This is a genomic window from Burkholderia sp. Z1 (assembly GCF_014893795.1).
Lineage (GTDB): Bacteria > Pseudomonadota > Gammaproteobacteria > Burkholderiales > Burkholderiaceae > Burkholderia > Burkholderia theae.
The window spans coordinates 2,770,370-2,784,878 of record NZ_JACFYL010000002.1 but is presented as its reverse complement, the minus strand read 5'-3'; the positions used below and the strand labels follow the sequence as shown (position 1 = coordinate 2,784,878).

At 66.7% G+C, this 14,509-nt stretch carries 12 protein-coding genes; 9 read left to right on the top strand and 3 right to left on the bottom strand.

Features of this window, described 5'->3' with window-relative positions; genetic code table 11:
* Positions 1–2: 2 nt before the first annotated feature.
* On the top strand, positions 3–860 hold the full coding sequence (locus tag H3H55_RS29355; protein ID WP_193101257.1) for an ABC transporter ATP-binding protein: 858 nt from the start codon (positions 3–5) through the stop codon (positions 858–860).
* Positions 857–1,618 (top strand): ABC transporter ATP-binding protein, encoded by a 762-nt coding sequence (locus H3H55_RS29350; RefSeq protein WP_193101256.1) that lies wholly within the window; start codon positions 857–859, stop codon positions 1,616–1,618. The genes H3H55_RS29355 and H3H55_RS29350 overlap by 4 nt, the downstream gene beginning before the upstream one ends.
* Positions 1,619–1,696: 78 nt before the next feature.
* On the opposite strand, the gene H3H55_RS29345 is transcribed toward H3H55_RS29350, so the two are convergent.
* The gene (locus H3H55_RS29345; protein WP_193101255.1) at positions 1,697–2,317 is read right to left on the bottom strand and encodes a TetR/AcrR family transcriptional regulator; all 621 of its coding nucleotides are present in this window, start codon (positions 2,315–2,317) and stop codon (positions 1,697–1,699) included.
* 401 nt (positions 2,318–2,718) lie between these two features.
* Between H3H55_RS29345 and H3H55_RS29340 the strand changes: the two genes are divergently transcribed.
* The 7 genes from H3H55_RS29340 to H3H55_RS29310 all read left to right on the top strand — a co-directional run bounded on the left by H3H55_RS29340 (position 2,719) and on the right by H3H55_RS29310 (position 12,059).
* Positions 2,719–4,776 (top strand): beta-glucosidase family protein, encoded by a 2,058-nt coding sequence (locus H3H55_RS29340; protein ID WP_226800397.1) that lies wholly within the window; start codon positions 2,719–2,721, stop codon positions 4,774–4,776.
* A gap of 54 nt (positions 4,777–4,830) precedes the next feature.
* Complete coding sequence (locus H3H55_RS29335) at positions 4,831–6,078, top strand: MFS transporter (RefSeq protein ID WP_193101253.1); 1,248 nt, start codon at positions 4,831–4,833, stop codon at positions 6,076–6,078.
* 31 nt (positions 6,079–6,109) lie between these two features.
* On the top strand, positions 6,110–7,597 hold the full coding sequence (locus H3H55_RS29330; RefSeq protein WP_193101252.1) for a sulfatase-like hydrolase/transferase: 1,488 nt from the start codon (positions 6,110–6,112) through the stop codon (positions 7,595–7,597).
* 139 nt (positions 7,598–7,736) lie between these two features.
* Positions 7,737–8,795, top strand: coding sequence for a porin (locus tag H3H55_RS29325; RefSeq protein ID WP_193101251.1), 1,059 nt, complete (start codon positions 7,737–7,739; stop codon positions 8,793–8,795).
* Between the two features lie 67 nt (positions 8,796–8,862).
* A complete protein-coding gene (locus H3H55_RS29320) occupies positions 8,863–9,237 on the top strand; it encodes a BON domain-containing protein (protein ID WP_193101250.1) in 375 nt (124 codons plus the stop codon).
* A 149-nt stretch (positions 9,238–9,386) separates the two neighbouring features.
* Complete coding sequence (locus tag H3H55_RS29315) at positions 9,387–11,012, top strand: sulfatase (RefSeq protein ID WP_193101249.1); 1,626 nt, start codon at positions 9,387–9,389, stop codon at positions 11,010–11,012.
* 75 nt (positions 11,013–11,087) lie between these two features.
* Positions 11,088–12,059 carry a formylglycine-generating enzyme family protein gene (locus H3H55_RS29310; protein WP_226800396.1) on the top strand — a complete coding sequence of 324 codons (972 nt, stop codon included), beginning with the start codon at positions 11,088–11,090 and terminating at the stop codon, positions 12,057–12,059.
* A gap of 135 nt (positions 12,060–12,194) precedes the next feature.
* On the opposite strand, the gene H3H55_RS29305 is transcribed toward H3H55_RS29310, so the two are convergent.
* The gene (locus tag H3H55_RS29305; protein WP_193101248.1) at positions 12,195–13,640 is read right to left on the bottom strand and encodes a sensor histidine kinase; all 1,446 of its coding nucleotides are present in this window, start codon (positions 13,638–13,640) and stop codon (positions 12,195–12,197) included.
* Positions 13,627–14,292: a response regulator transcription factor gene (locus H3H55_RS29300; RefSeq protein ID WP_193101247.1), complete on the bottom strand. Its 666-nt coding sequence runs from the start codon at positions 14,290–14,292 to the stop codon at positions 13,627–13,629. The genes H3H55_RS29305 and H3H55_RS29300 overlap by 14 nt, the downstream gene beginning before the upstream one ends.
* Positions 14,293–14,509: the final 217 nt, after the last annotated feature.

Sequence of the window (14,509 nt, the reverse complement as noted above, 5' to 3'; positions counted from 1 at the left end):
CGATGACCACCACCCGACCCTTGCTCGACGTGCAGGGTTTGGCGCGCCGTTTCGACGGCGTGACCGCGCTCGACGGCGCGAGCCTGACGCTCGCCGACGGAGAGCTGCTGAGCGTGATCGGGCCGAACGGCGCGGGCAAGTCGACGCTGTTCAACCTGATCGCGGGCGCGGATCGCCCCGACGCCGGCCGCGTGACGTTCGACGGCCGCGACATCACGGGCACGGCGTCCGAACGGCTCGCGGCGCTCGGCATCGCGCGTACGTTCCAGCACGGCCGCGTGTTTGGCAACCTGAGCGTGCTCGACAACGTGCTGATCGGCGCGCATGCGCGACTGCGCGCGGCGCGGCCGGGCTGGCCCGTGCTCGGCGCGGCGGCCGAGGTGCTGCGCGCGCTCGTGCGGCCCGCGTCGGTGCGGCGCGAGGAGGCGGCGCTGCGCGACGAGGCGCGCGCGATCGTCGCCGGGTTCGGCGAACGGCTCACGCCGCGCATCGATCACCCGGCGCATAGCCTGTCGTACGCGAACCGGCGGCGCGTCGAGATCGGCCGCGCGCTCGCGCTGCATCCGCGCCTGCTGCTGCTCGACGAACCGACGGCCGGGATGAACGAGACGGAGACGGCCGAGATGCTGCAACTGATCCAGTCGCTGAAGGCGCGCGGCCTGACGATCCTGCTGATCGAGCACAAGCTCGAACTCGTGATGCGTGTGTCCGACCGCGTGATGGTGCTCGACAACGGCGTGAAGATCGCCGAAGGCGCGCCGCGCGACGTGCGGCACGATCCGCGCGTGATCGAAGCCTATCTCGGCCGCCGCCATGCAGGCAGCGCGCCGGCCGATCGCGCGGCGCAGGCGGCCGCATGACCGCCTCTTATTCCGGACCCGACACGACCATGACCGACGCGCTGCTGAAACTGGAACACCTCGACACGTTCTACGGGCCGGTGCAGGTGCATTTCGACGTGAACTTCGAAGTCGGCCGCGGCCAGATCGTCAGCCTGCTCGGCGGCAACGCGAGCGGCAAGTCGACGACGATGAAGCTGATCCTCGGGCTGATGCGGCCGCGTCGCGGCGTCGTGCGCTTCGACGGCGACGACGTGACCGCGCTCGCGACGCCGCAGCGCGTGCGGCGCGGGATCGCGGCCGTGCCTGAGGCACGGCGGCTGTTCGGAGACATGAGCGTGCGCGAGAACCTGCTGATGGGTGCGTACACGCGCGGCGATCGCGCGGCGGTGGCTGAAGACTACGAACGCGTGCTCGACCTGTTTCCGCGCGTGAGGGAGCGGCTCGCGCAACGTGCGGGCACGCTGTCGGGCGGCGAGCAGCAGATGCTCGCGATGGCGCGCGCGCTGATGGCGCGACCGAAGCTGATCTGCATGGACGAACCGACGATGGGGCTGTCGCCGCTCTACGTCGACAAGGTGCTCGAATTGATCGACGCGATCAACCGGCAGGGCGTGACGGTGTTCATGGTCGAGCAGAACGCGAGCCTCGCGCTGGAGATCGCGCACTACGGGTATGTGCTGCAGACGGGGCGCGTGGTGCTCGAAGGGCCGGCGAAGGCGTTGCTCGCGGACGAGCGGATCAGGGATGCGTATCTCGGGGGAGAGGTCGCGGCCTAGTCGCGCGAACCTGTCGCGGCATCGCGTCGATGCCGCACCGTGGCGCCGGCGCGGCTTGCCGCACGCACGCCGGGCCGCTCAGCGGAAGATGAACGCGACGACGGCGTCGCAATGCGCATCGATCGCTTTCTCGTCGAGCGCGTCGATGCCGTGCGCATAGCGCATTTCCGCCGTCAGCAGGTAGGGCACCTGCGCGATCGCGGTAATCATGTACAGCAGCACGACCGGGTCGATTCGCGCGAGCCCGTCGGTCGTCTCGCTGACGTAGCGGATCAGCGGCACCGAGCGGTCGTGGCGCGGCCGCACGAAGGTTTCCGCCATCCACTGCAGGCGTTCCGAATCGCGATTGGCTTCCTGCATCATCAGCCGCGCATGCTCGGGGTGCGCGGCGCAATACCGCACGTAGTTGCGGATGTATTGCTTGACGGCATCGATCGAGAACGCGTCCGACGCCGGGTCCGGTAGCGCCACGCCCTCCATGAACCGGTCGAACAACTGCGTCACGCTGGCGCGCCACAGGTTCTCCTTGTTGCCGAAGTAGTAGCGGATCATCGCGTGGTTCACGCCGGCCGCGTCCGCGATGTCGCGCACGCTGACCGCGTCGAAACCGCGGGTCGAGAACTGTTCGAGCGCGATGCCCAGAATTTCCGAACGGGTCTGTTCGCTGCGTTCCTGCTGCGCCTGCCGGGCAATCTGCATCTGTCCTGTCCTCGATCGAATCCCCGGATTGTGCCGTCCGGCCGGATTGGCCGCAACGGGTCGTTCCGGTCCGATCCCGCGCGCCGGCGCGACATCGTGGCCCGCGCGGGTCGGGGAAAACCCCGCCGTCGATACCGCCTTTGCACGCTTGACACGCACGCTCAAAACAATAATTATCCACTCGGATAATTATTTGGCAGGAACTGTTCGGCTGACGATGCAAGCGGGTGTCGGCCGGTCCCATTCATTCGAAGCAACGCGTGATGAAATCCTCGACCCTACTGCAGACTCCCATCGAATCTCCCGCGTGTTCGGGCGCAATCGCGGCCGGCGAAAGCGCTGCGCCGGCGGGTCGCCCTGACTCTGACCCCGACGCGCGTGCGCGAGAAACCGAAGCCCGCATGACCGACGACGAGCGGTTTTCGCTGCTGTACAGCCTGATGGTGCGGGTCTTCGGCCGCACCGGCCGCGAGCCGCGCGTGCCGGCCGACCTGCCCGTCATCGCCGGTTATGTCGGCGGCGTGCCGCGTCTCGGCGTACCGGCGCTGAAGCTGGCCGACACCAGCCTCGGCCTGCGTCATACCGAAACCCCGGACGAGCGGGCGACCGCGTTCCCGGCCGGGCTGGCACTTGGCGCGACCTTCCACCCGGCGCTGGCGCGCCGGATGGGCGCGGCGATCGGCAAGGAGGCGCGCGCGCGCGGCTTCAACGTCGCGCTGGGCGGCGGCATCAATCTCGTGCGCGACGTGCGCAACGGTCGCAACTTCGAATATGTGTCGGAAGACCCGCTGCTGTCCGGGCGGATCGGCGGACGCCTCGTGGCGGGCACGCAGCGCGAGGGCGTAATCGCGCTGCTCAAGCACGTGTCGCTCAATGCCAGCGAGACCAACAAGTTCTTCCTGAACGCCGTCATCGATCCCGACGCGCATCGCGAGAGCGACCTGCTCGCGTTCCAGATCGCGATCGAGGAAGGCGAGCCCGGCGCGCTGATGGCCGCCTACAACCTGGTCAACGGCGCGTATGCGAGCGGCAACCGGCATCTGTTGCAGGACGTCGTGAAGGACGCGATGGGCTTCAAGGGCTGGATCATGTCGGACTGGCGCGCCGTGTACGGCTGGGAGTTCGCGCTCGCGGGCCTCGACCAGCACTCGGGCGCGCAACTCGACGAGGCCGAGTGGTTCAACGCGCCGCTGCGGCGCGCATACGACGCAGGCAAGGTGCCGCCGGCGCGCATCGGCGAGATGGTGACGCGCATCCTGCGCTCCTGCTATGCGGTCGGCATCGATCGCGAGCGTGCGCCGGAGCCGGTCGATTTCGCCGCGCACGACGCGATCGCGCTGCAGATCGCCCGCGAGGGCATCGTGCTGCTGAAGAACGCGCGGCAGGTGCTGCCGCTCGCGCAAGCCGCGCGACGCATTGCCGTGATCGGGGGCCTGGCGCAGGCGGGCGTGCTGTCCGGATCGGGCTCCAGCCAGGTGATGCCGCAGGGCGGTTATACGGCGGTCGTGCCGATGCGCAGTCATCCGTTGCTCGGGCCGACCGCGATGTGCTTCGGCGGCGCGTCGCCGCTCGCGGCGTTGCGCGCGCAACTGCCGGACGCGATCGTCGAATACGACAGCGGCGCGCACGTCGCGGACGCCGTCGCGCTGGCGCGCCGCGCCGACGTCGTGATCGTCAACGCGATCCGTCACGAAGGCGAGCGTTTCGACTGCCCGGACATGACGCTGCCGTTCGGACAGGATGCGCTGATCGACGCGGTGGCGCGCGCGAACCCCGATACCGTCGTCGTGCTGCAGACCGGCAACCCGGTCGCGATGCCGTGGAGCGGCGAAGTCGCCGCGATCGTGCAGGCGTGGTATCCGGGCCAGGCGGGCGCGCAGGCGATCGCGGAAATATTGACGGGCCGCGTCAATCCGTCGGGCCGCCTGCCGGTCACGTTCCCGGCCGATATCGCGGATACGCCGCATCCGGCGCTGCCGGGCGCGGATGTCGAGCTCGGCACGCCGATCGACGTGCATTACCACGAGGGCGCGGAGGTCGGCTATCGCTGGTTCGCGAAGACGGGCCGGCCGCCGCGCTTCGGCTTCGGTTTCGGCCTGAGCTATACGCGTTTCGCGTACGACGACCTGCGACTCGACGGCGGCGACACGGTGACGGCGCGCTTCACGGTAACCAACACGGGCACGCGCGACGGCGACGACGTTCCGCAGCTCTACCTGACGGATGCGTGCGGCGCGCCGTGCATGCGGCTGCTCGGCTTCGAGCGCGTGACGCTGCGCGCGGGCGAATCCGTCCGCGTGTCGCTGACGGTCGATCCGCGCCTGCTGGCCCGGTTCGACGGACAGGCCGGGCAATGGCGGATCGCGGACGGCACGTATCGCGTCGCGCTGGCGCGCGCGGCGACCGATCATGCGATCGCGGGAGCGGTGCATCTCGACGGGCGGATGTTCGGGCGCTGAGCGGACGGCGGTGCCGCAGGCGCGGGCCGTCATTCGACGATGAATGGAGAGGGTATGGACGAATTGATGTGTATATCGGCCCGCAAAGAGGGCAACCGGTATCTCGGCGTGACGCTGACGGTCGCTTTCGTCGGTGTCTGGCTGGCGATGTTGCCGTATCCGATGATGATCCTGCCGATGCTGGCGGAAAGGATTGCGCCGGCCGACAAGGCCACCGTGCTGGCGCGGGCGCTCGGCATCGGCTCGTTCATCGGTCTGATTGCCCAGCCGATATTCGGTGTGCTGAGCGATCACACGCGATCGCGCTGGGGAATGCGCAAACCGTGGATCCTGGGCGGCATGCTGGGGGGGCTTGGCGCGATGGCGATCCTGGCGACCGCTCGCACCCCCGCGCAACTCGCGCTCGGATGGGGGTTGATGGCGTTGACCTTCAATTCGACCTTGAGCGGCCTCAATGCGGTGCTTCCGGATCAGGTCCGGTCCGCCAGGCTGGGCCTCTATTCGTCGATCGTCGGATTCACGCCGCCGATCGGCATTCTCATGGGCGTCGGGATCGCGAGGCAACTGGCCCCCGATCTCGTTTCGATCGCGCTGATGCAGGGTGCGATCGCGTTGGCGGCCATTGCCTGCTTCGTCGTGCTGGCCGACGACAGGCGGCTGGACGAAAGCCAGGTGCAACCGCTGCGGTGGCGGCAGCTGGCGTCGAGTTTCTGGACCAATCCGGTCAGGCATCCGGACTTCGCGATCGCGTGGCTGTCGCGCGCGCTGGTGTTGTTCGGTGTGAGCAGTTTGCAGTACTACCTGCTGTTCTATCTGCGGGACCGAATCGGCCTGTCCGCGAAAGAGACGCCTCACGCGATGTTCATGTGCCTGCTGGTGGCCACGACGGCCATGACGGCCAGTGCATTGGTGTTCGGTCGCTTGTCGGATCGGCTGCGGCGCCGCAAGGTCTTCGTGATCGGGGCGGGCATCGGGATGGCGCTCGGGTTTCCTGCGCTCGTGTACTGCGCGACGTTCTCGCAATTGCTGGTGGTGATCGCATGGATGGGCGTGGCACAGGGCGCGTACCTGGCCGTCGACCTTGCGTTGGTGACCGAAGTGCTGCCCGACCGCAACGCCGCGGCCAAGGACATGGGTGTGTTCCATCTCGCGAACGTCGTGCCCCAGCTTGCCCTTTCCCTGTTCGCCACCTGGCTGACGACGCCGGGCGGCGCCATCCGATTCGACGCGCTGTTCATCGCGGCAGGTTGCGCGACGTTGCTCGGCGCGGTCGTCATTACCGCAATCAGGTCAGTTCGCTGACATCGACTCGTGTTTTGCTACCGGACATTTCATGACTACGAAGCCCAATTTCGTCATCATCGTTGCGGACCAGTTGCGTGCGGACTGTGTTCACGCGATCCATCCCGCGACACCCGTCCTCACCCCGAACCTGGACCGGCTCGCCGCCGACGGTGTTGCATTCACGCAGGCGTTCGGACAGCACAGCGTCTGTTCGCCGTCGCGCGTCTCGTTCCTGTCGGGACAATATCCGCACGTTGCCGGACATCGAACGCTCGGTCATCTGCTCGGGCCGGACGAGCCGAATTTCCTGCGCGTATTCAAGGAGAGCGGCTATCACGTCGCGATCGCCGGCGGGCGCGGCGACTCGTTCGCGGCCGGCGCGACCGAACGCTCGGCGCATGAACATGGCTTCCTGCCGGAAGAAACGCGGCGAAGCGCGGCGGAATTCCTGCGGAGCAAGGCCCAAGGGGACCCTGCGGACCCGATGGTGCGTGCGTTTTATCGAGGGCAGCGTTCGCAGGAGCAAGCCGCCATCGAATACGACGAAGTGGTGATTCGCACGGCGGAGCATTGGCTCGCCTCTCCGCCTCGCGAACCCTGGGTGCTGTATGTCCCGCTGTTCGCGCCGCATCCGCCGTTCGAGGCCGAGGAGCCGTGGTTCTCGATGTACGACCGCGCCGCGGTGCCGGACCGCGCGGTCGGTCGCGGCCGAATGCCGGGTTACGTCGATGCGCTGGCCAAGGCGCATGGATGGGATCGCCTTACCGACGCGCAATGGCGGGAGCTGCGCGCCGTGTACTACGGCATGGTGTCGAGACTGGATCACCATGTCGGCCGCGTGATGGAAGCGGCTGGCCGCGCCACCGAGCCAGGGCGCCTGATCACCACGTTCTTCTCGGACCATGGCGAATACATCGGGGACTTCGGGCTCGCCGAGAAGTGGCCGTCGGGCGTGCACGAATGCCTGTTGCGCAATCCGCTCATCGTATCCGGCGCGTCCAGGCCGGGCGTGGCCGGCACGACCTCGAGCGCGATGGTCGAGATGATCGACGTGTTTCCCACGCTGCTCGAGCTGGCCGGCCTCGAGGCGACGCATGCGCACTACGGGAAGAGCTTCGCGCCCTGCCTCCTGGTGGCCGGGGAGACGCATCGGGAGCAGGTATTCAGCGAGGGCGGTTTCCTGACCCGGGAAGTCGATCATTTCGAACAGGCGGGCTTTCCGTACGACATCAAGGCGAAACTGCAAAGCGGGCAGCCCGAAACCGTGGGCAAGGCCGCGGTCATACGGACGCCGGAATGGACCTATGTGTGGCGACTCTACGAGGCGCCTGAACTGTATCGTCGAGCGACGGATCCCGGCGAGACGACCAACCTGGCGGGGGCCCCTGAATTTTCCGACGTCGAGGCCAGGTTGCTGGAGCGCCTGCTGCGTTGGCAAGTCGAAACGGCTGACGTCCTGCCCGCCGCGAAAGGTGTCCGTTTCCCTCCCGTCGACTTGCCGCGACCAGGGGAGTGGCAGATGCAAGAAGATCGATAGGAAACAACCGGACGCGAACGCGGTACGTCAGGAATCGATTCGCGTCCGGCTCGCATAGGGCTCGGAGAAGCCTGGTTCGATGCCTTCCGGTCAAGCCGGAAATTTAATAAGGATTATTGATTATTAAAGGAGTGGCGTGGTGAGGAGACTGACTTTTGGCGTGATCGCGCTCGCGGTTACCGGCGCGGCGCACGCGCAGTCGAGCGTGACGCTGTTCGGCACGGTCGGCGGCGGCGTTCGATGGACGGATGGCGGAAAGGGCGGGCAGCAAGTCGGATTCGACAACAATCCGATGGCGGGCAATACCGTCGGCTTCACGGGCAAGGAAGACCTGGGCGGTGGCATGAGGGCCGTCTTTCTGCTGCAGAGCGGATTCAATCTGGGCACGGGCGCGTTGAAAACGTCGAGTACGCTTTTCTCGCAGAGGTCATATGTCGGACTGGAGGGAGGGTTCGGGCGTTTGACGCTGGGACGTCAACTGAACGCGGCTGAAGATATCGGCGTTCAGCTCGATCCGAACCAGGCCAACGGCCCGTCGCTCGCGATTTCGCCGGGTATCGTCTGGGGCGGCAATTTCTTTACGCTCGATGCGCGATTCAACAACACGGTCAAATACGTCGGCCGCCTCGGGGGATTCACGCTGAGAGCCAGCTATTCGCCGGGAGGCGTGGCCGGCGACTGGCACGCGGGAACGAATCTGGCGGTCGGTACCAGCTACCAGTTCCGCACGCTGCTGCTTGCGGCTGCGTATCAGAAGACCTACAGCGCCAGCACCAACCAGTGGGCGCAAACCGCAATGGGCGGCGCGACGTGGCAACTCGGGCCGACGCGGCTTTATCTGAGCTACAGCGCACTGGCGGTCTCCGCGGCGAGCGCGACCGGCAGCGAGCGGCGGGACAACATTCCCGGGGTGGGCATCGTCTACCAGATCACCCCGGCCTTGCAGTTCACCGGCGCCACCTATTACGACATGGCCAGCAACCTGAAAAACGTTGCCGGCGCGGATGGCCGCAAGCTGACCTCGTACGCGATGCTCGAGTACTTCCTGTCGAAACGGTCGGAGCTCTATGTGGAGTTCGACCGGAACGGGTTTTCGGGTGCATACAAGAAGGATCCGACGAACGTTTCGGCACTGAATCTGCGTCCCGACGGACGCACGGTGAGCGGCGTCTCGATCGGCGTCATGACGCAGTTCTAGAGGCATTGCCAGCGGCGTCGCGGCGCAAGGGGCGACGGCGACGCCGGGGAATCACGGGAGAAACGACATGCAGGTTCGCAGAACGGGATGCCGGTACATCGTGGCATCGATGATGGTGATGATTGCGCTGAGCGCGGCGGCTCAGGAGTCGCAGGGCGGGGCGGCATCGACGCCCGCGTCGGCGTCGACGTCGGGCAGCGAGTTGCGCAAGGTGACGAAGGCAGCAGACCGACGGTTGCGCAAACAGGTGGCGGGTGCGCTGGCTCGAACGAAGCGTCTGGATTCGAGCCGTCTGCTCATCTTCGCGCGGTCCGGTGTCGTCACGTTGTCCGGGGAAGTCGCGGATGCCGAGCAGGCCGCACTCGCCGCGTCGGTCGCGCAACGCGTGCCGGGTGTCAGCGAGGTACGCAATCGGCTCCGCATCAATCCGCAGGCCCGGTAAGACGGAAACCATTCATTCATCGAATGCCGCGCATCACGCAAGTGGGCGCGGCCGTCCAGGCGGCACGACGCGCGTGAACGAGACGACGCGCAAGCCCGACGGAACGAGCCACCCGCAACGAATCGAACGCAAAGAGAATTGAACCGATCATGAAAGCCATACTCGTCATGTACGACAGCCTGAACCGGCACATGCTGCCGCCGTACGGCAACACATGGGTCAACGCACCGAATTTCCAACGGCTCGCCGAACGCAGCGCGACCTTCGACAACTGCTATATCGGCAGCATGGCGTGCATACCGGCGCGCAGGGAACTGCACACCGGACGCTACAACTTTCTGCATCGAAGCTGGGGGCCGCTGGAGCCGTTCGACGATTCGATGCCCGACATGCTCCGCAAGAAGGGCATTCACGCCCATCTGGCGAGCGATCATCCGCACTACTGGGAAGATGGCGGCGCGACCTATCACACGCGATACAGCAGTTGGGAATTCTTCCGGGGTCAGGAGGGCGATCCGTGGAAAGCGGAGCTGGGGCCGCCCCCGATGCCGGCGCGGCTCAAAGGCGCGCTGAAGGAGAAATCCGCGCGGCAGGATTTCGTGAATCGCCAGTATTACCCGACCGAGGATCTTCATCCGCAAACGCTGACATTCGATGCGGGGGAAGCGTTCCTGAGGAAGAATCACGACAAGGATTCGTGGTTCCTGCAGATCGAGACGTTCGATCCGCACGAGCCGTTTGCCAGCTATCCGAAGTATCGCGACCTCTATCCGGGCGATCGAGGCGACGCGCACTTCGACTGGCCGCCTTACGGTCCTGTTTCCGCCGACGAGACGGACGGCGACATTCGTACGGCGCAAGCCGGGTACGCGTCGCTCGTGTCGATGTGCGACCACTCGCTCGGGCGGATCCTCGACCTGATGGACGAGCTGGATCTATGGCGCGACACGATGCTCATTGTCTGTACCGACCACGGATACATGCTCGGCGAACACGGGTGGTGGGCGAAGACGGTCCAGCCGTGGTTCAACGAACTCGCCAACACGCCGCTCTTCATTTGGGATCCGCGGTCTCGTCGGACGGGCGTACGGCGCCAGTCCCTCGTTCAGATGATCGACATGGCGCCGACGCTGCTCGATTTTTTCGGTCTGCAACCCACGCCGGACATGCAGGGCGGATCACTCGGGAAAACGATCGACGACGACGTTCCCGTTCGAGAGGCCGCGCTGTTCGGCATGCATGGCGAGCAGGTCAACGTGACGGACGGGCGTTACGTGTACATGCGCTCGGGCCCCGACCCGGACCGTAACGAACCGCTGTATGAATATACGTTGATGCCGACGCACATGCGGGAGATGTTCGGTGTCGACGAACTGCGCGATATCGCATTGTCGGAACCCTTTTCGTTTTCGAAGGGAGTGAGGACGATGAAGATCGCGAGCCGGCCCATCGGATACGCGTACCGTTCGGGGACGCTGCTGTTCGATCTGGATGACGATCCGCGACAGGAGCGGCCGCTGTACGACGAGTCGGTCGAATTGCGGATGGCCGAACTCATGCGCGATCTGATGCGGGCCAACGACGCGCCACAGGAGCAATACGCGCGGCTGGGTTTGCCGCCCCAAGGCGCGATCGGGGGCGCGCAGCTTCTGGCCCGCAGCCACGCGGATCGAGCCGAACGGTTGCGCTCGCACCTGGCCGTCCAGGCGCAGGCGATGCGCGCCGAGGTCGAGCGCAAGCGCGCGGCCCCGGCCGGGCCGACGTCGGGCGGTTGACGTGCCACGCATGCCGCGATCCGGCATGCAGTGGCCGGCAAACACGAGGAACGGGTTGTCCAGCGGGGAGAAAAATTGAGCAGCGAGAAGCATCGATCGTGCTGTCCCGGAGCGGGACAGCGCCAGCAACTGTCGGCAGTCTCGGCGCATGCATCCGCGTCCGGCGCCCACAGTACAGGCGCCGGTGTGCCGTCGAGCCGGGACATCGTCTGGTTCGAAGCAGGCAGGAGTTGGGTCGGCACGGATACCCCCGTCATCAAGGCTGACGGCGAGGGGCCGCGGCGGCGCGTCACGTTGCGCGCCTTCGGGATGGATCGTTATGCCGTTTCGAATGCGCGGTTCGCGGAGTTCGTCGCCGCGACCGGCTATCTGACGGAAGCCGAGCGCATCGGCTGGAGCTACGTGTTTCGATCGTCCTCCGTGTCCGCGGACCATCTCGTGGGGGTCGCGGACGCACCGTGGTGGCTGGCGATCGATGGCGCCAGTTGGGCGGCGCCGGAGGGGCCCGGTTCGTCGATGACGGGACGCGAGCAGCATCCGGTGGTCCACGTGTCGTGGAACGACGCCCGCGCGTTTGCGGCGTGGTGCGGCGGTCGGCTGCCGACCGAGGCCGAGTGGGAGCATGCGGCAAGAGGGGGCGCGCAAGCGCGCCGGTATCCGTGGGGGGATGAAGAACCGTCCGACGAGATGCAGTGCTGCAATATCTGGCACGGCGTGTTTCCCCATCTCAACACGTCGCCGGACGGTTACGCCGGCACGGTTCGGGTCGATGCGTTTTCGCCGAATCCCGCAGGGTTGTACAACTGCAGCGGCAATGTCTGGGAATGGTGCGCCGATCCGTTCGCGACGCAGTCGCTGTCGAGCGCGGGAAAGGCCCGGAACCGTCAGGCGCTCGAGGAGCGGGAGCATACGCTGAAAGGCGGTTCGTATCTGTGTCATCGCGACTACTGCTATCGCTACCGCATCGCCGCCCGGACGGGGCGACCGCGGGATACGTCTACCGGACACACGGGTTTTCGGATTGCCTATGACATTGCGCGCGAGTGATTGACAAAGCGGTCATGGCGCCCCGATCCGAAATAGTCCCCTGAAACGTCGGGCACAGTCATGAGCTGCCTGGATCGTCCGGACAGGTTGAGGTGCCAGTGTTCGGCGAACCGATGCCGCGCGGTGGAAACCTGCTCAGGCGGCTGGCTGTTCGCGGGGTTTGCCGGTACCGTCCGCGTGCCCCGCCGCGCGCGGAAACGTCAGCACCACCGCAAACCCACCCGTTTCGGGAAACGCGAATCCGACGCGCCCGCCGTGCGCCTTCATCACTTCCTGCACGATCGCGAGCCCGAGGCCCGACCCCGTGCGCCGCTCGCTGCCGTCCGGCGCGATCCGCACGAACGGTTGCAGTGCCGCGTCCCAGTGTTCGCGCGCAATCCCGCGGCCGTTGTCGGTGACGGTCAGCGTGACCGCGCCGTCGGCGTTGCCCGTGGTCGCGACCGCGACGACGATGTCGTCCGCATGACCGTGCAGCAGCGCGTTGTGCAGCACGTTCGACAGCGCTTCCTGCAGGCTGATCGCGTCGCCGTCGATCCATGCGAGCGGCGCGTCGCTCGCGAACGCGACTGCCACGTCGCGCTCGCCCGCGAGCGGAATCGTGCGACCCAGCACGTCCTTCGCGAGCGCGACGAGTTCGACGGGCTGCAGCGGCACGGCCTCGGTGCGATGGATCACCATCGCATGATTGAGCAGCTGGCCGGTGAGCCGGCCGACATCCGCGCAGGTCGCACGCAGCGCGTCGAGGCGCGCTGCGTGGCGCGCGGGGTCCGACTCGCCGTCGAGCAGCTCGATCTGCGCGTCGAGCCGCGCGAGTGGCGTGCGCATCTGGTGCGCGGCATCGGCGATGAAGCGCTGCATCGCGTTGATCCGCTCGGCAAGGCGGTGCATCAGCCCGTTGATCGAACCGATGATCGCGTCGATCTCGCTCGGCGTGTCGACGGCCACGGGCCGCAGGTCGGCCGGGTCGCGCGCGGCGATGATCGTGCCGATCTGCGCGAGCGGACGCAGGCCGTGCCGGATCGCGAGGCCGCTCGCCACGATCGCGAGCACGCTCATCAGCAGGATCAGCGTCCACACCTTGATGCTCATGTCGTTGGTGAGCTGCTGGCGCGCGTTGGTGGTTTGCGCAACGGTCACGAGCGCCCAGCCCGGCGTGCTTTCCTCGGGCATGTAGCGCGCGATGGTCGCGGTGCGGATCCGGTGCCCCTGGTAGACGGCGTTCGCGAACGCGGGGCCCTGTTTTGCGGCGGCGAGCGTCGCAGAACTCGACAGATCGTTGTAGCCGGCCACGACGATGCCGCGCGAATCGACGACCTTGTAGTAGACGAGGTCGTAGCGCGACAGCGTCGACAGCGCGGCCACCGGCGGATTCAGCGCGAGCACGCCGCCCTGCACGTAGAGGTTCTCCGCGACCTGGATCGACGCGCCGGCGAGCAACTGGTCGTATGCGCGTTCGGCAGCGACCCCTGCGTAGTAGCGTGCGATCGCCGCGAGCGCGAGCGCGCCGGTCGCGACGACGAGCGCGATGAAGAGCAGCGTGCGTCCGAACAGCGTCTTCGGGAACCAGTTATTGCGCGGCAATCTGATACCCCATCCCGCGCGCGGTGCGGATCTCGACCGAGCTGCCCTGAAGCTTCTTGCGCACGCGCGTCACGTACTGCTCGACCGCGTTCGCGGTCGGCTCGTTGCCGAAGCTGAACAGCTGGTTCAGCAGTTCCTCCTTCGAGAAGATGCGCTGCGGGCGGCTCGCGAGGATTTCGAGCAGCGCGAATTCCTGGCGCGACAGCGACAGCGGCTGGCCGTCGAGTTCCGCGAGGCGGCTGCTGCGGTCGATCACGAGGCCGCCGAGCGTCAGCACGTCGTTCGCGTGGCCGCTGTTGCGGCGCAGGAGCGCCTGCACGCGCGCGTCGAGCTCGCGGTAGTCGAACGGCTTCACGAGATAGTCGTCGGCGCCGAAGCCGAGGCCGCTCACGCGGTCGTCGATCGCCGAGCGCGCGGTGACGAGCAGCACGGGCGTCGTGCTGCCCGACGCGCGCAGGTTGCGCAGCACCGCGAAGCCGTCCATGCCGGGCAGGTTCGCATCGAGCACGACGAGGTCGAAGCGCTCGACGCGCAGCAGCCCGTTCGCGGTCGCGCCGTCGGTTTCGAGATCGACGGCGTGGCCGAGCCGCGCCAGGCGGCTGCGGATCGCCGCGCCGATTTCGGCATCGTCCTCCACGACGAGAATGCGCATGGTGCCGTTTTGTAGGTAGGTGGATTAGGGGTTTTCCCGGGGACGGGATGTCAGCATTTTCTCAGACTCGGTCGATAACCTGTGTCGAGCCGGAAGCAGCACGCAAGGACGGCATTAATACCAGAAATACTCAAGGAGACGGCAACATGCAGCATGTCACGGGCACGACGCACGCGCGGCGCGGCACGACGCCGGCCTTCGCGTCGCTGTTTGCCGC

Bases quoted from the DNA above. Each gene is read 5' to 3' on its own strand.
- H3H55_RS29355 (WP_193101257.1), top strand. From the start codon at position 3: ATGACCACCACCCGACCCTTGCTCGACGTGCAGGGTTTGGCGCGCCGT.
- H3H55_RS29350 (WP_193101256.1), top strand. From the start codon at position 857: ATGACCGCCTCTTATTCCGGACCCGACACGACCATGACCGACGCGCTG.
- H3H55_RS29345 (WP_193101255.1), bottom strand. From the start codon at position 2,317: ATGCAGATTGCCCGGCAGGCGCAGCAGGAACGCAGCGAACAGACCCGT.
- H3H55_RS29340 (WP_226800397.1), top strand. From the start codon at position 2,719: ATGACCGACGACGAGCGGTTTTCGCTGCTGTACAGCCTGATGGTGCGG.
- H3H55_RS29335 (WP_193101253.1), top strand. From the start codon at position 4,831: ATGGACGAATTGATGTGTATATCGGCCCGCAAAGAGGGCAACCGGTAT.
- H3H55_RS29330 (WP_193101252.1), top strand. From the start codon at position 6,110: ATGACTACGAAGCCCAATTTCGTCATCATCGTTGCGGACCAGTTGCGT.
- H3H55_RS29320 (WP_193101250.1), top strand. From the start codon at position 8,863: ATGCAGGTTCGCAGAACGGGATGCCGGTACATCGTGGCATCGATGATG.
- H3H55_RS29315 (WP_193101249.1), top strand. From the start codon at position 9,387: ATGAAAGCCATACTCGTCATGTACGACAGCCTGAACCGGCACATGCTG.
- H3H55_RS29300 (WP_193101247.1), bottom strand. From the start codon at position 14,292: ATGCGCATTCTCGTCGTGGAGGACGATGCCGAAATCGGCGCGGCGATC.